This window comes from Polaribacter sp. BAL334 (assembly GCF_015767435.1).
In the GTDB taxonomy this organism is placed as follows: domain Bacteria; phylum Bacteroidota; class Bacteroidia; order Flavobacteriales; family Flavobacteriaceae; genus Polaribacter.
Genome location: NZ_JADWOV010000301.1, coordinates 152,841 through 171,183, shown reverse-complemented (window position 1 = coordinate 171,183; position 18,343 = coordinate 152,841). Strand labels below are relative to the sequence as shown.

Genomic DNA, 18,343 nt, shown 5'->3' with positions numbered 1-18,343 from the left:
GCTATTATTTAATGATGGAAGCTTTGATGATAAAATCAATTTCAGGATACTTATTTTGAATAAATTTATTCCCATATTTCTGAATTGAATCTTGACGAAAGCCCAATTTATCTCCGTATTTATCGTAAAATTTCAAAACATTCTCTGCTCCTTTTGTAACTTTAGCAATCACAGGAAATCCTTTGACACCACTATACTCTAAGGCATCCAAACGATGATTGTCTTTCAAATTGATGAAAATTTGAGTCGTTCTCGTTTTTACTCCTCCTCTTGCAAATGCAATTGTCATAGAATCATTTTTAACAAGTACAGGCTCATCATTGATCCCAAATTTACTCCATCTATTATTGATTATAGAGTCGTTATGAATCCCAAATTGAGCTACAAAATTGGGTACCACTCTAAAAATGGCAACATCTTTATAAAACCCATTTTTGATGAGTGAATACAACCTGTCAACTCCTTCAGGAGACCATTCCCTTTTAGCATATATTTCAAAATTCCCTTTGGTTGTCTCAAAAACTGCTCTGAATTCAGAGGGTGATTTCTCTTTTGTCCATTTTTCATTGAACAGTTTTTTACTACATGAAAAGAATAGTAAAAGCGCAAAAAACAGTGTTATTTTTTTCATTCTTATTTTAATTTATAAATAACAAATATAAAGATGAAATAAGAATAAAATGAAGATATTTTACATAAAAAGAGGCGCTATAAAACAAAAAAAGCATCCCAAATTAGGGAAGCTTTCCATTGGTTAACAACACCAAGACACTTTTTATGAAAGTGCCAAAACAACACAACTTGTTGTTTCAATGAAAACAACATGCAAATATAAATGGTTTTTAATAATTTACCAAGTTCATGCTTATTTTTAATCCTTTTCTTCATTGTGAATTAATGCTTTAGATTGTATCTTTGCAACCTTTATAAAACATCAGAAAATTTACAAACCCAATGCAATTATCAGAACAAGAAGTTGTACGTAGAGAAAAGTTAGCAAAATTGCGCACTTTAGGTATCAATCCATATCCAGCAGATTTATTTCCACTAGATTCAAACTCATCAGCTATAAAAACCGATTTTTCTGAAGGAAAAAAGGTGGTAATTGCAGGAAGATTGATGTCAAGAAGAATTCAAGGAAATGCCTCTTTTGCGGAATTGCAAGATGGAGAAGGTAGAATTCAAGTGTATTTTAATCGTGATGAAATTTGTGCTGGCGAAGACAAAACCATGTACAATGAAGTGTATAAAAAGTTGCTTGATATTGGCGATTTTATAGGAATTACTGGAACATTATTCACTACAAAAGTGGGCGAAAAAACAGTAATGGTAAAAGAATTTAAATTGCTAAGCAAAGCATTGAGACCTTTGCCATTGCCAAAAACAGATGCTGAAGGAAATACCTATGACGAATTTAACGATCCAGAATTGCGTTACAGACAACGTTATGCAGATTTGGTGGTAAATCCTCATGTAAAAGAAGTGTTTGTAAAACGTACAAAATTGTTCAATGCCATGCGTTCGTTTTTCAATGATGCAGGATATTTTGAGGTAGAAACACCCGTTTTACAACCCATTCCTGGTGGAGCAGCTGCAAGACCATTTATAACGCATCACAATTCGTTAGACATTCCATTGTATATGCGAATTGCCAATGAATTGTACTTGAAAAGATTGATTGTTGGTGGTTTTGATGGCGTGTATGAATTCTCTAAAAACTTCAGAAACGAAGGAATGGATAGAACACATAATCCAGAATTTACAGCCATGGAAATCTATGTTTCGTACAAAGATTACAATTGGATGATGGATTTTTGTGAGCAATTGTTAGAGCATTGTGCATTGACTGTAAATGGTACAACTGAAGCAACTTTTGGGGAACATAAAATCGATTTTAAAGCACCCTATAAAAGAATTACCATGCGCGATTCTATCCTAGAATTCACTGGTTTTGATATTTATAATAAAACAGAGGACGAAATAAGAGTTGCTGCAAAATCAATGGGAATTTCTGTGGATGAAACCATGGGAAAAGGAAAATTGATTGATGAAATTTTTGGTGAAAAATGTGAAGGAAATTATATTCAGCCAACTTTTATTACTGATTATCCAAAAGAAATGTCGCCTTTGTGCAAAGAACACAGAACAAATCCTGAATTGACAGAGCGTTTTGAATTGATGGTTTGCGGAAAAGAAATTGCCAATGCGTATTCAGAATTGAATGACCCAATTGATCAGCGTGAACGTTTTGAACATCAATTGAAACTAGCAGAAAAAGGGGATGATGAAGCTACTCAATTTATTGATTATGATTTTTTACGTGCGTTAGAATATGGAATGCCACCAACCTCAGGAATGGGAATTGGGATGGACAGATTGATTATGTTTTTAACCAACAATCAATCCATTCAAGAAGTGTTATTTTTTCCACAAATGCGACCTGAAAAACGTGCAATTTCCGTGGAATTAGATGCAGAAGAAAAAGCGGTGTTAGAAATGATTGCAAAAGCATCAAAAATTGAATTGAACGACTTGAAAATTCAATCAGGATTATCCAACAAAAAATGGGATAAAACATTGAAACACTTAACAAAAAATAAGTTAGCAAAAGTGACCAAAACAGAAGAAGGATTGTTTGTAGAAATCATTTAAAACATCCTATTTCAAATAAAAAATCAAAGAATCACAGCAATGTGGTTCTTTTTTTTGGTAAATAATTTAAAAAAATTAGTAGAAAAATGCAAAAACAGAGACATATGTCATATATTTGTAGACAAATGTACATGTTATGAATTACGAAAATCAAAAAATATCAAAAACAGATTTCAATATCGTTCAAGAAGCAATGAGTATGTATGCTCAAAAAATAGATACAGCTACCTACTTTAAAACAAGCATAAAAAATAGCAATGATGTTGATTTTTTTGATGATAAAATGAACATCATCAATATTATTAGAAAAGGATTGCCCTTTGATTTATTCCTCAAAATAAAAGATATTACCCCATTTACTGAAGATGATTGGGCAGATTATTTGAATATTTCCAAAAAAACATTGCAACGAAATAGCCAAATTGAAAACTATCTCTTCAAACCCATTCATACTGAAAAAATTATTGAATTGGCAGAAGTTACCAATTTTGGTCTAGAAGTTTTTGATTCTCAAGAGCAGTTTTACCTTTGGTTAAATACGCCTTCTTTTGCGTTGGGAAATTTAAAACCCGCAGAACTTTTAAGAGATTCTTATGGGAAAGAATTGGTAATGAATGAATTGAATAGTATTGATCAAGGGATTTTTGCTTAATGAAAGTTTTTAGATTGTCTAAAAATAAATATGCAGAAGAATTGAATGGAAAAGGTGCTTCAAAGTCTGGAAATAGATGGAATTCCAAAGGCACTGAAATCATTTATACTTCTGAAAGCAGGGCTTTAGCAATGTCTGAAATCTTAGTGCATGTTTCATTGGCAACCTTGCCAAGCGATTTTGTAATGATGACAATTGATATTCCTGACACTATAAAAATTGATAAATTAAAAATCAGTGAACTTGCTGAGAATTGGAATCAACATCCCCCAACAATTGGAACTCAAAAGATAGGAGATTCGTTTATTGACTCCATGAAATATTGCATCTTAAAAGTTCCTTCAGCAGTGGTAAAAGAAGATTTTAATTACTTATTGAATCCTTATCATAAAGATTTTAAAAAAATAAAAATCATACAAACTACTGATTTTCCCTTTGATAAAAGGATTTTTAAATAGGATGCACTTTACATCAAAACATTTTTTATATTTACGATTCAATTAACTTATTATTCTTTTTAGTTGTTATGAATTGTAAAAATTGTAATCATCCTTTGGAAATTGAGGCACATTTTTGCAGCAATTGTGGTGCAAAAGTGGTAACTAGAAGAATTACTTTTAAAGTTTTACTTGTTGAGTTTTTTATAAATGTTTTTGGATTTGATAGTAAATTCTTTTTAACCCTAAGAAAAGTTGCACGTGAACCTCACAAAGTTGTGGATGAATTTTTAAGTGGCATTCGCAATCGATACATGAATCCTTTTGCTTTTTTGGCAGTGGGTGCAGCCATTTCTTTATTGGTTTTTAATCACTTTAAAGATGATTTTAAAAAAGTAAATTCAGAAATGTATGCAAGCCAAAATGCAGAGTTTAAGAAAAAAGCTTCCATAGACATTTCTAAATTTGATGGACTTTCAAAAAAAGAAATACAAAAAATAGAAACTGAGAAAAAAATTGCGCAAATGCAATTAAACTTTCAAGACGGGATGTTGAATTTTATGCTTCGTTATTATAATTTATTGTCCTTTTTATTTATTGTAATCTATGCAATATTCAGCAAATGGACATTCTGGAAACCACACAATTTTGGGGAACATGTGATCATCAATGCCTATTTTTTTGGATTTACCATTTTCCTTTCATTGATTTTATTTTTTTTGGCTTTAGCAATTCATCCAATTATTTACATGTATAGTATTTTTCTTTACATTGTTTTTTACATGTTTGCTTTTGGAAAACTTTACCAACTATCTTTGGGTAAGAATATTTTAAAATTGTTCCGGTTTTTATTGGGATTGATAACTATCTTTATAATTATTATGATTATTGCTTTTATTGTAGGGATAGCACTCGCTTATTTTGGAATTATTAAAATTTAATTACCCTTTAAATTTTATTCCCAAATGCACCACTTTTTTAGTTTCAAAAAAAGGTTCGTCAAAATAATTGGTTAAATCGTAAATCGTAGCTGTAGTATATTTTTGTAATTCTTCCGTTAAATCTCCTCCTTTTAAATATAAAATACCATTTTTAAGTTCATGGTTTTGCTTTTTTGCAATTTTTCCTTTTGTCCAATGCACAAAAGTTTCCATTTGGGCTACTGCTCTACTCACTATAAAATCATAAGTATCTTTCACTTCTTCCACTCTGCAATTGGAAGTTTTTACGTTCTTCAACTCCAAACCTTCCACAACTTCATTGACCACTTTTATTTTTTTCCCAATAGCATCTACCAAATGAAAATGGGTTTCTGGAAATAAAATCGCTAACGGAATTCCAGGAAAACCGCCTCCAGTTCCCACATCCATTACCTTTGTATTGGGTTGAAATTGAATTACTTTTGCAATTCCTAGCGAATGCAATACGTGACGCAAATACAACTCATCAATGTCTTTTCGAGAAACCACATTGATTTTCAAATTCCAATCTTGGTACAACTCTTGCAATTTTTGAAACTGATTACGCTGATTATCAGTTAAATCCGTAAAATATTTTTGAATGATTTCCATAAAAAAGTTTGGTAAGCAAAAATAGTTAATATTTAAAAACAATTCCTAAGAAATTTGTTCGTTTATTAGTCATAGATATTTCAAAAACCTTATTTTTGTAACTTAAATTTTTTTAATGAGTACCATAAACTTTTCAAGAGTAGACAACGCAAAATTCTTTAAAACTCTTAACAAACGAGTAAACGATTATTTCAAAGAAAACAACCTTAAAAAAACAGGAAACTGGAAATTATATAGCAAAGCAATCATCATGTTTTCGCTTTTTTTGGTTCCTTTCATTCTTATTTTAACAGTTTCAATGTCACAATGGATGATGATTGTTCTTGTGATTATTACCGGAATTGGAATGGCTGGAGTAGGCATGAATGTGATGCATGACAGCAATCACGAATCTTTTTCAAGTAAAAAATGGGTCAATAAATTGATGGGAAGTAGCATCTATATTTTGGCTGGAAACGTATATAATTGGAAAGTGCAACACAATGTGTTACATCACACCTTTACGAACGTAAAAGACCATGATGAAGATATTGATGCTGGAAGAATTATCCGTTTTTCTCAACACTCAAAGTGGTTGAAAATTCATCAAATTCAAAAATACTATTCCATTTTTTTATATGGATTGTTGACCATCAATTGGGCAATTACTACTGATATTAAGCAAATGCACAATTACTTAAAACGCAAACTTTCTTACGGAGATTTTCCAAATCCTGCAACTGAATGGACAAAATTGGTAATTTCAAAATTGATTTATTATTCACTTTGGATTGTGTTGCCAATCGCAGTTTTAGACATTGCTTGGTGGAAAGTTTTGATAGGTTTTTTCGTGATGCATTACACTGCAGGAATGATTTTAAGTTTGGTTTTTCAGTTGGCACATATCGTTCCAACTACAACCATGCCAATTCCTGATGAAAATGGAAATTTAGAGCACACTTGGGCAGTCCATCAATTATACACCACTTCTAACTTTGCGCCTAGTAATTGGGTGGTAAATTTCTATACTGGAGGATTAAATCATCAAGTTGAACATCATATTTTTCCACATATTTCTCATGTTCATTATGACAAATTGGCTAAAATTGTCAAAGAAACTGCCAAAGAATTTAATTTGCCTTATAATGAATACGAAACTACTCGCAAAGCCATTATTGAGCATTTTAGACACTTAGGAGTTTTAGGGAAAAATCCAGAATTAGCATAATCAAATTAAAGTTTTTTAGAAAAATGTCACATCCATTATCGGACAGAATCAACAGTTTACCTGTCTCTGAAACATTAGCCATGGCTGCTAAAGCAAGAGAATTAAGAGCAGAAGGAAAAGATATCATCGGGTTAAGTTTAGGAGAACCAGACTTTAACACTCCCGATTTTATAAAAGATGCAGCTATTGAAGCCATCCATCAAAATTACAATTCTTACTCACCAGTTGATGGTTATGTAGAATTGAAAGAAGCAATTTGCACAAAATTTAAACGTGACAATGACTTGACTTACAAACCAAGTCAAATTGTAGTTTCAACGGGTGCAAAACAATCCATTGCAAACGTAGCTCAAGTATTATTAAATCCTGGTGATGAAGTAATTTTACCTGCACCATATTGGGTAAGTTACTCAGCAATTGCTACTTTGTGCGAAGCTACTTCTATCGAAATTCCTTCAACAATTGAAACAAATTTCAAAATCACACCTGAGCAATTAGAAGCTGCTATTACTCCAAAAACTAAAATGGTGTTTTTTAATTCACCTAACAATCCAAGTGGAACAATTTATACAGAAGCAGAATACAGAGCATTTGCTGAAGTTTTAGAAAAATATCCAAGAATTTTTATATTGTCAGATGAAATTTATGAGCACATCAATTATGATGTAAAACCATTTAGTTTTGCAGCAATTGAAAGCATGTATGAGAGAACTATTACTGTAAATGGTTTGGCAAAAGCATTCGCCATGACAGGTTGGAGAATTGGGTATCTTGGCGCTCCTGAATGGATTGCAAAAGCATGTACTAAAATGCAAGGACAAATCACTTCTGGCACAAATTGTATTGCACAAAGAGCTGCCATTACTGCTGTTTTAGCACCTATTGAAAAAATTCAATTCATGGTAAAAGAGTTTAAAACTCGAAGAAATATCATTGTTGATTTATTGAATGAAATTCCAGGTTTTAAAGTAAATATTCCTGATGGAGCATTTTATGTTTTTCCTGATGTTTCAGCATTTTTTGGAAAAACAATTGATGGATTTTCCATCAATAACGCAGGAGATTTCTCAATGTTTTTATTAGAAAAAGCGAACGTTGCCACAGTTAGTGGTGAAGCTTTTGGAGCTGCAAATTGCATACGAATTTCTTATGCAGCCTCGGAAAGCCAAATTAGAGAAGCCTTAAAAAGAATTAAAGCAGCTGTTAGTTAAAATTTACAGACTCACCTTAAAAAATCTCATAGGAAACTATGAGATTTTTTTATGCCACTAAAATAATAATTGCAGCCATAATGAAAGAAACTCGTAAAATTTCGATGGTATTGTTCAACGAATTTGTATACTGATTTACAATTGATTCTTTAATTTTTGACAAAGAATCAGCTTTCATATTTCTGATATTGTCTCTAATTTCTTTTTTATATGAAGATGTTAAAATACCTCTTTCTATGGGTGATAAATGTGTTGATTTCATGATATAATTTATTGATTGATTTCAAATTTAGACGACAACTAAAATAATTTGTTACAAAAACCTCTTTTGACAATCTATTAATATTGAACAAAAAAAAATCACATCTTAGTTTGATGTGATTTTAAAAATTAAATTTGATTGGGAAAATTAATCTACATTATCGTGTAAAAAAGAATTATTTGATTTGAAATTTAAATCTTCAGATTCTTTTTTTAAAATAGGCTCTGTTTTACTGATGGATGAATTTCTTCCCACATCAACACCGTTTCTTAAAAAAGCAGGTTCACGCTCTATTTCGTCAACGTTTTTATTATATTTTTCATTGAATTTATGATTGAAACTTTTCATAGTACTTCTTCTCTCATCTGCTCTTTTTGCCAATTCTGCAATTGTAAAACTCAAAGGAGAAATCTCTTCACTATCTGTTTCAATTTGGTTGATTTCAGATTGCTTAGCTGTTTTAAGTGTAAAACCAAAAGCATCCTCTTCTACTTCTTTTTTAGTGATGATATTTGAACTTTTAGCAATGGTTGGTTTTGCATCAAAATCCTCTAAAATATGTCTTTTAAAAGTAATTTCTTGAGCACCAAAAACTTCAATTTCATTGATATTTCTAGTGAATTCAGCTTTTGGAATTTCTCTTTCTGCTTTAACTTCAGTAAAAGAATTCAACGGAAATTCAAAAATTAACTCTTGTGAAATTTCATCCTCTTTAAACTCTGAAATCACTTCCTTTTTAGGTGCTTCTGTGATGAAAAAATCATCATCAGAGATAAATTCTAAGGCGATTTCTTCATAAACAACTGGAATTTCTGCTATGATGTTAGAAGTAGGAATCAAGTCCAATTTTGGCAATTCATCTTCAGTTTCATCCAACACATACGTTACTTTTTGTTCATTTAAAGCTGAAACTGGTTCGTTTAAAGAAGGTGCTTTTGTGAGCGTTTTTTCACCAAAATTATAGGTTGCTTTTTGCTCATCTTCCAAAGTATGAATGATTTTTTTTGCTTCAGTATTCGTAATTGAACTTTGTTGGTCAAGCGCAAAACCTGTTGCAACAACTGTCAATGAAATAGCTTCTCCTAATTCATCATCCTCTCCAATACCCATGATAATATTCGCATCATAACCAGCTTCTGTTTGGATAAATTCGTTGATTTCTCCGATTTCATCCAACGTAACTTCAGAGGTTCCTGATACGATTAATAACAATACATTTTTAGCACCAGTAATTTTATTATCATTCAATAAAGGAGAATCTAACGCTTTTACAATCGCATTTTTGGCTCTGTTTTTACCTTCTTCTTTTGCTGAACCCATGATGGCAGTTCCGCTATTTGAAAGTACTGTTTTTGCATCGTGTAAATCAATGTTTTGCTTGTAGTGATGTGTAATTACTTCAGCAATTCCTCTTGATGCGGTTGATAATACTTCATCAGCTTTAGAAAATCCTGCTTTAAAGCCCAAATTTCCATACACTTCACGCAATTTGTTATTATTGATAACAATCAAAGAATCTACGTTTTTTCGTAATTGATCAATTCCAATTTGAGCTTGATTTGAGCGCATTCTTCCCTCAAACTGAAATGGCATAGTTACAATTCCTACAGTCAGAATATCCATATCTTTCGCAATTTTTGCGATGATTGGTGCAGCACCTGTTCCTGTTCCACCTCCCATTCCTGCTGTGATAAATACCATTTTAGTCTGAGTATTTAACATTTGCTGAATTTCTTGAATACTTTCTTTTGCTGCCTGTTCTCCAATTTCAGGATTTGCACCTGCACCTAACCCAGAAGTTAAGTTGGCACCCAATTGAATTTTGTTAGGAACTGGACTGATTTCAAGGGCTTGTGCATCTGTATTACAGATTACAAAATCAACACCTTTGATGTTTTGGGTAAACATGTGATTTACTGCATTGCTTCCACCACCACCAACACCAATTACTTTAATGGTGTTTGATTGTGTTTTTGGCATGTCAAATAAAATGTTATCAAATTCTGCGCTCATAATAACGTATCTATTTTAGGTTTTTATTAATTTTTGATTTTTATACTTTTTCTTAAAAAATTACTCTGCGTTATCTAAAAAATCTTTGAAACGATCTGTAAATTTCTCAAGAAATGATTTCATTTTTGGTTTTGGGTTTTCAACAACTTTTGGAGCATTTTCTAATTTCTCAATTGTTGCAGTTTTTGTTTCAGGGGCAATTTCGGGAATTGATTCCTGAGTAATTTGCTCTCCTTTTTCTTCGTGTTTCAATCCTTCAATCAATAACCCAACTGCGGTTGCATATGCAGGACTTGACAACGCATCTTCAGAATCGCCAGCCAAATGCTCATTTGGATAGCCAATTCTCACATCCATTCCTGTGATATATTCTACCAATTGTCTTAAATGTTTCAACTGAGCACCTCCACCTGTCAAGACAATTCCTGCAATCAATTTTCCTTTTTGAGTTTCATGACCATAATCTTTGATTTCTGTGTACACATATTCAATGATTTCTTGAACTCTAGCATGGATAATTTTAGAAAGATTTTTAAGCGTAATTTCTTTTGCTTCTCTACCTCTCAATCCCGGAATTGACACGATTTCTGTTTCTTTATTTTCACCTGGCCAAGCTGAACCAAATTTAATTTTCAATAATTCTGCTTGTTTTTCAATGATTGAACATCCTTCTTTGATATCATCAGTAATTACATTTCCTCCAAAAGGAATTACTGCTGTGTGACGTATAATTCCGTCTTTAAAAATGGCCAAATCTGTTGTTCCACCACCAATATCAATCAAAGCAACTCCTGCTTCTTTTTCTTCTTGACTCAACACGGCAGAGGCTGAAGCTAAAGGCTCTAAAGTGATTTGATTCAAATCCAATCCAGCACTTTTCACACATCTTCCAATATTTCTGATGGATGAAACTTGCCCAACAACCACATGAAAATTTGCTTCCAAACGGCCACCATACATCCCTCTTGGCTCTTTAATATCTGCTTGAGAGTCCACCTTAAATTCTTGAGGCAACACATGGATAATTTCTTCTCCGGGCAACATCACCAATTTATGCACTTGATTTACCAAATTTTCAATATCGTTATCATCAATCACTTCATCAGCATTGGTTCTAGTGATATAATCACTGTGTTGCAAACTACGAATGTGTTGACCAGCAATTCCAACAACTACATTTTCAATTTTAATTCCAGAAACGCTTTCAGCCTCTTCAACAGCTTGTTGAATGGATTGAATTGTTTGGGTAATATTGCTAACAACGCCTCTTTTTACGCCCAAACTTTTCGCCTTTCCAGTGCCAACAACTTCTATTTTGCCGTATTCATTTTTACGACCAATCATGGCAACAATTTTGGTAGTACCAATGTCTAAACCAACAGCTATTTTATTGTTTCCCATCTTGATTTATTTTGTGCACACAACTTGGTTGTGATATTTTACATTTATTAACTTATAATTCTGAATCGTTTTATCACTAAATGTATTGTTATAAAACGCTTTTAACTTCCTAAATTTTGGTTCGATTTCGGAGATTGCTCCAAAATCAATTTTATAATCGCCACTTCTTACCGCCAATTGCACGTCACCATTGTGTAATTTTTCTACTCCAACAATCTCTTTTTCTAGAAAATTATCGGCTAAAACCACCGAAATCAAAGGCATTATTTCTTTAATTTCAGCATCATTTTTTACCCCAGAAACTAGCAAAACTCTTGCAGAATAATTCTCTGATAATGGAACCTTTACACCTTGTTTATCAACATAGTATACATCCTCATCTTGTATAATTCTTACAATTGGTGTGCGCTGTTTAACCATCGTTTTTAACGTTCCTTGGATTGTTAAAAAAACAACAGCCTTCTCTACATAAGGGTTTTTGGAAATCTTACTTTCTAAACCGTATAAATTTATCACGGATTTTGGTAGGTTTTTTACACTTTCATTTTTTTGTATTAACAATTTATTAACCATTGAGTGATTTAAAAACTTACTCATTCCTGCTTCGATATTGACGTCTATTTTCGTCACTTTTTTTTCAAGATTTCTTGCAGATGAAAAACTGTACAAAAATCCAACACTTATCAACAAGCAAAAAAACAAGATGTATTTTAAAAACTTTTTAAATTTCATATTTGTTCTTTTTTAAAAGTTGACTGGTAATTTCGGTAATCATTACACCAATATCTCCTGCACCTAACATCGCTACTACTTTTGCCGAGGATTTTTCAATATCCTGTAAAAGCGTACTTTTTTGAGTCATTTTTTTGGATGAATTGTTGATTTTACTCAACAACCAATTCGCATCAACTCCTGGAATTGGCAATTCTCTTGCAGGATAAATATCTAGCAATAATACTTCGTCAAATTTTGAGAGTTCATTCGCAAAATCATCAATAAAATCTCTAGTTCTTGAAAATAAATGTGGTTGAAAAACGACCAACACTTTTTCGTTTGGATACATTTCTCTAATGGCATTTTGAACAGCGGCAATTTCTGTTGGATGATGTGCATAATCATCAATCAACACAAAATCGTTGGTTTTAATTTTATAAGTAAATCTTCTTTGAACACCTTTAAAAGTCGATAAACTTTCTTTGATTTCTTCCAGAGAAATTCCATAGACATCAGCCATCGCCAAAGCTGCTAAAGCATTCATCACATTGTGTTTTCCGGGTAAATGAAATTCAATATTTTTTATTTCTGAAACAGGAGTTTTTACATCAAAAATGTATTTTCCACTGTCAATTTTTAGATTAAAAGCTCTATAATCAGCATCTTCATTTACTGCATACGTCAATCCTTTTAAAGGCAACCCTTTTGCAACAATCAACGTTTCAGATACTTGTTGAGAAAATGCTACAAAGGATTCTTGCAATGCAGCAGCTTCTTTGTAAATATCTAAATGATCAGCATCCATTGAAGTAATGCAGGCAATATTTGGATGCAATTGCAAGAAAGATCTGTCAAATTCATCTGCTTCAACCACACAAACTTTGTCTTCACCCAACAACAAATTAGAGTTGTAATTTTCTGAAATTCCACCTAAAAAAGACGTTGCATTCACTTTTGTCATGATATGACCTAAAATTGCAGAAGTAGTTGTTTTTCCATGCGTTCCTGCAACCGCCAAACAAAAAGTGTTTTTTGAAATCATTCCTAACACCTGAGCTCGCTTTAACAAATTGAAATTATTTTCTTTGAAATAGATCAATTCTGAATGGTTTTTTGGAATTGCAGGTGTGAAAATGACCAAGGTTTTTTCTATGTCTAAAAATGAAATTGGAATGTTTTTAATGTCATCATCAAAATGAATTTGAACTCCCAAATCGCTCAAATCATTGGTGATTGGAGAAGGCGTTTTGTCATATCCAGCAACATTTTTTCCAAGAGCCACAAAATATCTGGCAATAGCACTCATGCCAATACCTCCAATTCCTACAAAGAAAACGTTATGTATGCTGCTTATATTCACTTTTTTAATAGTTTTTCAATTTCGTTTACAATATCAGTTGTGGCAGTTGGCAATGCCAATTCTTTAATATTTTCGGATAAATGTTCTTGCTTTCCCTTATCTTTTAATAAGGTTTCAAACACGATTGGAAACGTATCTAGCTCTTCTTCTTTTAACATGATAGCTCCATGTTTATCAACAATTGCTTTCGCATTTTTTGTTTGATGATCTTCAGAAACATTGGGTGATGGAATGAAAATAACTGGTTTTCCTACAATGCACAATTCAGAAACGGAACTTGCTCCCGCTCTTGAAATAATAATATTTGCAGACGCGTATGCCAAATCCATTCTGTTGATAAACAGATGCACTTGCACATTGTCAAGAGAATTGTATTTTTTAAATTCCTCAAAATACAACTTACCACATTGCCAAATTAGCTGCACATCCATTTTTTTGAAAAATTCAAGATGTGTTTCAACCAATTGATTCATTTTTCTCGCACCCAAACTTCCTCCCAAAACCAAAATTGTTTTTTTTGATGTTTCTAGCTGAAAGAATTCTTGGGACTCTTTCACTTTGGTATGAATCGTCAACAAATCTTGACGCACAGGATTTCCTGTTTTTATGATTTTTTCAGATGGGAAAAAACGCTCTAAATTGTCATATGCCACACAAATTTTTGTTGCTTTTTTTGCCAAATATTTATTGGTAATTCCAGGAAAAGAATTTTGCTCTTGAATCAATGTTGGGATTCCTTTTCTGTTTGCCATGATTAATGTTGGTCCGCTTGCAAAACCACCTGTTCCAATAGCAATATCTGGTTGAAATGTATCAATAATTCTTTTTGCTCTCCATAAACTACTCATCAATTTGAAAGGAAATGACAGATTGCTAGCTAACTGTTTTCTCTGAATTCCGGAAATCCACAACCCTTTGATTTCAAAACCTGCTTGCGGAATTTTTTCCATTTCCATTTTGTCTTTAGCTCCCACAAAAAGAAATTTTGCATCTGGAAAACGCACTTTTATCTCATTTGCAATCGCAATAGCAGGATAAATGTGACCTCCTGTTCCTCCACCAGAAATTAAAATATTATACGGTTTCATGTAAAATATCTAAAGGGTTATCTTCTAAAATATCTTCTTCTGTTTCTTCTTTTGAAGCACTTACGCTTAAAATCATTCCAAGTGCAAAACAAGTCATCCAAATAGATGTACCTCCACTACTGATTAATGGTAATGTTTGTCCTGTAACTGGGAATAAATTGGTGGCAACAGCCATGTTGATGCATGCTTGAAAAATAATTGGGATTCCTACCCCAATAACTAATAAAGACCCAAAAATAGTTTTGGTTTTTTTGGCTACAATAAAAATTCTGAAGAGCAGCAAAAAGTAAATAAACAGAATGAAAACACTGCCAATCAACCCATATTCTTCAGCAATAATGGCAAAAATAAAATCGGAAGTAGATTGTGGTAAAAAGTTTTTTTGAACACTTTTTCCAGGGCCAACACCCACTAAACCTCCTGTTGCAATGGCGATTTTCGCTTTTTCTACTTGATAAGCATCTTTTGCATTGTCATCAGAAAAATTTTCAATTCTGCTTTGCCAAGTTTGCACTCTATTGGGCATTGCATCTGGAAATGCTTTGGCTATCAAAATAAAAAATACCAATGCAACAATTCCAATTCCAAGAATCAATCCCAAATATTTAATGGGATATCCACCCACAAAACAAAGCATTAAAATCATCACAAAAATGATGGCTGTTGTGGAGAAATTTGCGGGTAAAATCAATAATAAAACAAGGGCAATTGGCAACCAAAGTGTTAATAAACTCTCTTTTAAGCTAATTACTTTTTCTTTATTTTTCGCTAAATACCTTGCTACATACACCATTAAAACTAATCCAGCCAGTGTAGACGTTTGAAAACCAATTCCAACAAATGGAATTCGAATCCATCTACTAGCATTGGCACCTCCAATGGTTGTTCCTTGAGACAATGTGAAAATTAATAATAAAATTATGATTGGCAACATCAACAAAGAACCTCCAGAAAAATATCTGTAAGGAATTTTATGAATTCCGTAAATAATGGCAAAACCCATGAGCAATAACATCATGTGTTTTAACAAATATCCAAAAGTTGAACCACCTGTTCCAACTACATACACCAAATTTGTACTTGCACTATACACAGGCATGAAAGAGCAAATTGCCAAAACTGCGACAATTGCCCAAATCGCTTTATCTCCTTGTATGTGCTTTAAAATGGTTTTCACTTTTTAGTTTGTGGTTTTTAAAATAATTATATTTATTACAGGTTTTTTACTGCATTTTTAAACTGACGACCTCTGTCTTCATAATTTTCGAACAAATCAAAACTAGCGCAAGCTGGCGATAACAAAACAACATCCCCTTTTTCTGATAATTTTTGAGCCACTTTTACAGCTTCTTCAGCACCAGCAGTTTCCACAATGATATCAACAACGCTTCCAAAAGTGTCTTTAATTTTTTCATTATCAATTCCTAAACAAACAATTGCTTTCACTTTTTCGCGAACCAAAGGCAACAAATCGTTGTAATCATTTCCTTTATCTACACCTCCAACAATCCAAATTGTGGTGTTGTCCATACATTCCAACGCATAAAAAGTGGCATTTACATTCGTAGCTTTTGAATCATTGATATATTCAACTCCATTGATTTTCGCCACAAATTCCAATCGATGTTCAGCACCTTCAAAGTTTTCTAAACTTTCTTTGATAAAATCTTTTCTAACTTTCAATAATTGTGCTGCTAAAGTTGCAGCCATCGCATTTTTTGTATTGTGTTTTCCTTTCAATGTTAACCCTGTTAATGGCATAGTAAATTGTTCTTTTTGTATATTGGTTGTTAGTATATTCTCTTTTAAAAAAGCGCCAAACTCAAGTTCTTTTTCGATGGAAAAAGGAACCAAAGTTGCTTTTGTTGTATTGGTTTGCAGCCATTGATTGATAGCTTCATTGTCAGCATCATAAATCAAATAATCATTTGCTGTTTGATTTTTTGTAATCTTAAATTTAGAGGCGATATACTTATTAAAATCATAATCATACCTATCTAAATGATCAGGAGTAATATTGGTTAAAATAGCGATATGACTATTGAATTTTTCAACGCCATCCAACTGAAAACTACTCAACTCCAACACATAATTTTCATAACTTTCATCTGCAACTAATTGGGCAAAACTTTTTCCAATATTGCCTCCCATTCCAACATTCAATCCTGCATTTTTCAGGATATGATATGTCAACATAGTGGTTGTAGTTTTGCCATTTGAACCTGTAATCCCTACAATAGTTGCGTTTGTAAATTGCCCTGCAAATTCAATTTCAGAAATCACGGGAATTTTCATTTCCAATAATTTTTTAACTATGTGTACCTTTTCAGGAATTCCTGGACTTTTCATAACCACATTCGCATTCAAAATAGCAGCTTCTGTGTGTTGATTTTCCTCAAAATCTATTTCATGATGTATCAGAACTTGTTTGTATTTTTCTGAAATACTTTTACTATCAGAAACAAAAACATCAAACCCTTTTTGTTTTCCTAAAATAGCCGTTCCAACGCCACTTTCTCCTCCACCTAAAACAACAAGCCTTTCCAAATTACCTCAATTTTAATGTTACAATGGATAAAACAGCTAATAAAATTCCAACAATCCAAAAGCGTACTACAATCTTACTTTCATGATATTGCAGCTTTTGATAATGATGATGTAATGGCGACATTTTGAAAATTCGTCTTCCTTCACCAAACTTTTTCTTTGTGTATTTGAACCATGAAACTTGTAAAATCACTGATACATTTTCAATCACAAAAATGCCTGCTAAAATCGGAAGCAACAATTCTTTACGCACAGCAATGGCAATTACAGCAATGATTCCACCAATGGTTAAACTACCTGTATCGCCCATAAAAACTTGTGCTGGATAGGTATTATACCATAAAAATCCAATCAAAGCTCCTGCAAAAGCGAGGATAAAAACGGTCATTTCTCCAGAATTTGGAATGTACATTACGTCTAAATAATCCGCAAAAATGATGTTACCAGAAACCCATGCAAAGACGGCTAAAGTAACCACAATAATCGCTGAAGTACCTGCTGCTAAACCATCAATTCCATCAGTTAAATTGGCTCCATTAGAAATTCCTGTAACAATAAAAACAGTTACGAAAATGAAAATAATCCAACCATATTTTTCAAATCCATCTCCCAAAAAACGGAATGCTTCTGCATAATCTAACTCATTATTTTTAAGGAATGGTAAAGTGGTTTTTGTAGATTTGTGTGCATCTCCAAAAACAATTCTTTTACCATTTTCATCTTCAATTTGCTGTGAAATAGGTAGTTTTTCTTTGATGGTAATGTTCTCATTAAAATACAAAACATACCCAACAAAAAGGCCCAAACCAACTTGTCCTAAAACTTTGAATTTTCCTTTTAATCCTTCTTTATTTTTTTTAAATACTTTAATATAATCGTCTATAAAACCAATAAAACCCATCCAAAGTGTGGTTACTAGTAGCAAAATCACATAAGTATTATCCAATTTTGCCAATAAAATTGCGGGAATTAATGTTGCCAAAATGATGATGATTCCACCCATTGTTGGCGTTCCTGATTTTTGTTGTTGACCTTCTAAGCCTAAATCTCTAATGGTTTCTCCAACTTGTTGTTTTCTCAAAAAGTTGATGATTCTTTTTCCGTAAATTGCCGAAATCAATAAGGATAATATAAAAGCAGCTGCCGCTCTAAAAGTGATGAATTGAAAAACTCCTGCACCTGGAAAGTTGAATTGACTGTCTAAATATTGGAAAAAATAATACAGCAT

17 protein-coding genes are annotated in these 18,343 nt (G+C 32.5%); 6 read left to right on the top strand and 11 right to left on the bottom strand.

The window, feature by feature from the left end; all coding sequences use genetic code 11:
* Positions 1-4: 4 nt before the first annotated feature.
* A complete protein-coding gene (locus tag IU405_RS10250) occupies positions 5-631 on the bottom strand; it encodes a peptidylprolyl isomerase (RefSeq protein ID WP_197438516.1) in 627 nt (208 codons plus the stop codon).
* 323 nt (positions 632-954) lie between these two features.
* Between IU405_RS10250 and lysS the strand changes: the two genes are divergently transcribed.
* From lysS to IU405_RS10230, 4 genes are all read left to right on the top strand, one after another.
* A complete protein-coding gene (gene lysS / locus IU405_RS10245; protein ID WP_197438515.1) occupies positions 955-2,652 on the top strand; it encodes a lysine--tRNA ligase in 1,698 nt (565 codons plus the stop codon).
* A gap of 136 nt (positions 2,653-2,788) precedes the next feature.
* Positions 2,789-3,304, top strand: coding sequence for an antitoxin Xre/MbcA/ParS toxin-binding domain-containing protein (locus IU405_RS10240; protein ID WP_197438514.1), 516 nt, complete (start codon positions 2,789-2,791; stop codon positions 3,302-3,304).
* Positions 3,304-3,762, top strand: a complete 459-nt coding sequence (locus tag IU405_RS10235; protein WP_197438513.1) for an RES family NAD+ phosphorylase — start codon at positions 3,304-3,306, stop codon at positions 3,760-3,762. Before IU405_RS10240 ends, IU405_RS10235 begins: the two co-directional genes overlap by 1 nt.
* A gap of 68 nt (positions 3,763-3,830) precedes the next feature.
* Entirely contained in the window at positions 3,831-4,682 is an 852-nt protein-coding gene (locus IU405_RS10230) for a DUF3667 domain-containing protein (RefSeq protein WP_410896749.1), read from the top strand.
* On the opposite strand, the gene rsmG is transcribed toward IU405_RS10230, so the two are convergent.
* Complete coding sequence (gene rsmG, locus IU405_RS10225; protein ID WP_197438511.1) at positions 4,683-5,312, bottom strand: 16S rRNA (guanine(527)-N(7))-methyltransferase RsmG; 630 nt, start codon at positions 5,310-5,312, stop codon at positions 4,683-4,685.
* A 115-nt stretch (positions 5,313-5,427) separates the two neighbouring features.
* Between rsmG and IU405_RS10220 the strand changes: the two genes are divergently transcribed.
* Together IU405_RS10220 and IU405_RS10215 are read left to right on the top strand one after the other, a co-directional pair.
* Positions 5,428-6,519 (top strand): fatty acid desaturase family protein, encoded by a 1,092-nt coding sequence (locus tag IU405_RS10220; protein ID WP_197438510.1) that lies wholly within the window; start codon positions 5,428-5,430, stop codon positions 6,517-6,519.
* A gap of 23 nt (positions 6,520-6,542) precedes the next feature.
* Positions 6,543-7,730, top strand: a complete 1,188-nt coding sequence (locus IU405_RS10215; protein ID WP_197438509.1) for a pyridoxal phosphate-dependent aminotransferase — start codon at positions 6,543-6,545, stop codon at positions 7,728-7,730.
* Positions 7,731-7,779: 49 nt separating this feature from the next.
* On the opposite strand, the gene IU405_RS10210 is transcribed toward IU405_RS10215, so the two are convergent.
* The 9 genes from IU405_RS10210 to mraY form a co-directional block, all read right to left on the bottom strand.
* On the bottom strand, positions 7,780-7,992 hold the full coding sequence (locus IU405_RS10210) for a hypothetical protein (protein WP_197438508.1): 213 nt from the start codon (positions 7,990-7,992) through the stop codon (positions 7,780-7,782).
* Between the two features lie 147 nt (positions 7,993-8,139).
* Positions 8,140-10,005, bottom strand: coding sequence for a cell division protein FtsZ (gene ftsZ, locus IU405_RS10205; protein WP_197438507.1), 1,866 nt, complete (start codon positions 10,003-10,005; stop codon positions 8,140-8,142).
* A gap of 60 nt (positions 10,006-10,065) precedes the next feature.
* A complete protein-coding gene (gene ftsA / locus IU405_RS10200; protein ID WP_197438506.1) occupies positions 10,066-11,406 on the bottom strand; it encodes a cell division protein FtsA in 1,341 nt (446 codons plus the stop codon).
* Positions 11,407-11,412: 6 nt separating this feature from the next.
* On the bottom strand, positions 11,413-12,138 hold the full coding sequence (locus IU405_RS10195; RefSeq protein ID WP_197438505.1) for a cell division protein FtsQ/DivIB: 726 nt from the start codon (positions 12,136-12,138) through the stop codon (positions 11,413-11,415).
* Positions 12,128-13,480: a UDP-N-acetylmuramate--L-alanine ligase gene (gene murC, locus IU405_RS10190; RefSeq protein ID WP_197438504.1), complete on the bottom strand. Its 1,353-nt coding sequence runs from the start codon at positions 13,478-13,480 to the stop codon at positions 12,128-12,130. The genes IU405_RS10195 and murC overlap by 11 nt, the downstream gene beginning before the upstream one ends.
* Positions 13,477-14,568, bottom strand: coding sequence for an undecaprenyldiphospho-muramoylpentapeptide beta-N-acetylglucosaminyltransferase (murG, locus tag IU405_RS10185; protein ID WP_197438503.1), 1,092 nt, complete (start codon positions 14,566-14,568; stop codon positions 13,477-13,479). The genes murC and murG overlap by 4 nt, the downstream gene beginning before the upstream one ends.
* Positions 14,555-15,745 carry an FtsW/RodA/SpoVE family cell cycle protein gene (locus tag IU405_RS10180; RefSeq protein WP_197438502.1) on the bottom strand — a complete coding sequence of 397 codons (1,191 nt, stop codon included), beginning with the start codon at positions 15,743-15,745 and terminating at the stop codon, positions 14,555-14,557. The genes murG and IU405_RS10180 overlap by 14 nt, the downstream gene beginning before the upstream one ends.
* Positions 15,746-15,780: 35 nt before the next feature.
* Positions 15,781-17,115, bottom strand: coding sequence for a UDP-N-acetylmuramoyl-L-alanine--D-glutamate ligase (gene murD / locus IU405_RS10175; protein WP_197438501.1), 1,335 nt, complete (start codon positions 17,113-17,115; stop codon positions 15,781-15,783).
* A 1-nt stretch (position 17,116) separates the two neighbouring features.
* Complete coding sequence (gene mraY, locus IU405_RS10170) at positions 17,117-18,343, bottom strand: phospho-N-acetylmuramoyl-pentapeptide-transferase (protein ID WP_197438500.1); 1,227 nt, start codon at positions 18,341-18,343, stop codon at positions 17,117-17,119.

Bases quoted from the DNA above. Each gene is read 5' to 3' on its own strand.
- IU405_RS10230 (WP_410896749.1), top strand. From the start codon at position 3,831: ATGAATTGTAAAAATTGTAATCATCCTTTGGAAATTGAGGCACATTTT.
- lysS (WP_197438515.1), top strand. From the start codon at position 955: ATGCAATTATCAGAACAAGAAGTTGTACGTAGAGAAAAGTTAGCAAAA.
- mraY (WP_197438500.1), bottom strand. From the start codon at position 18,343: ATGCTGTATTATTTTTTCCAATATTTAGACAGTCAATTCAACTTTCCA.
- IU405_RS10220 (WP_197438510.1), top strand. From the start codon at position 5,428: ATGAGTACCATAAACTTTTCAAGAGTAGACAACGCAAAATTCTTTAAA.
- IU405_RS10210 (WP_197438508.1), bottom strand. From the start codon at position 7,992: ATGAAATCAACACATTTATCACCCATAGAAAGAGGTATTTTAACATCT.
- IU405_RS10240 (WP_197438514.1), top strand. From the start codon at position 2,789: ATGAATTACGAAAATCAAAAAATATCAAAAACAGATTTCAATATCGTT.
- IU405_RS10235 (WP_197438513.1), top strand. From the start codon at position 3,304: ATGAAAGTTTTTAGATTGTCTAAAAATAAATATGCAGAAGAATTGAAT.
- IU405_RS10250 (WP_197438516.1), bottom strand. From the start codon at position 631: ATGAAAAAAATAACACTGTTTTTTGCGCTTTTACTATTCTTTTCATGT.
- IU405_RS10215 (WP_197438509.1), top strand. From the start codon at position 6,543: ATGTCACATCCATTATCGGACAGAATCAACAGTTTACCTGTCTCTGAA.
- IU405_RS10195 (WP_197438505.1), bottom strand. From the start codon at position 12,138: ATGAAATTTAAAAAGTTTTTAAAATACATCTTGTTTTTTTGCTTGTTG.
- rsmG (WP_197438511.1), bottom strand. From the start codon at position 5,312: ATGGAAATCATTCAAAAATATTTTACGGATTTAACTGATAATCAGCGT.
- ftsA (WP_197438506.1), bottom strand. From the start codon at position 11,406: ATGGGAAACAATAAAATAGCTGTTGGTTTAGACATTGGTACTACCAAA.
- murG (WP_197438503.1), bottom strand. From the start codon at position 14,568: ATGAAACCGTATAATATTTTAATTTCTGGTGGAGGAACAGGAGGTCAC.
- ftsZ (WP_197438507.1), bottom strand. From the start codon at position 10,005: ATGAGCGCAGAATTTGATAACATTTTATTTGACATGCCAAAAACACAA.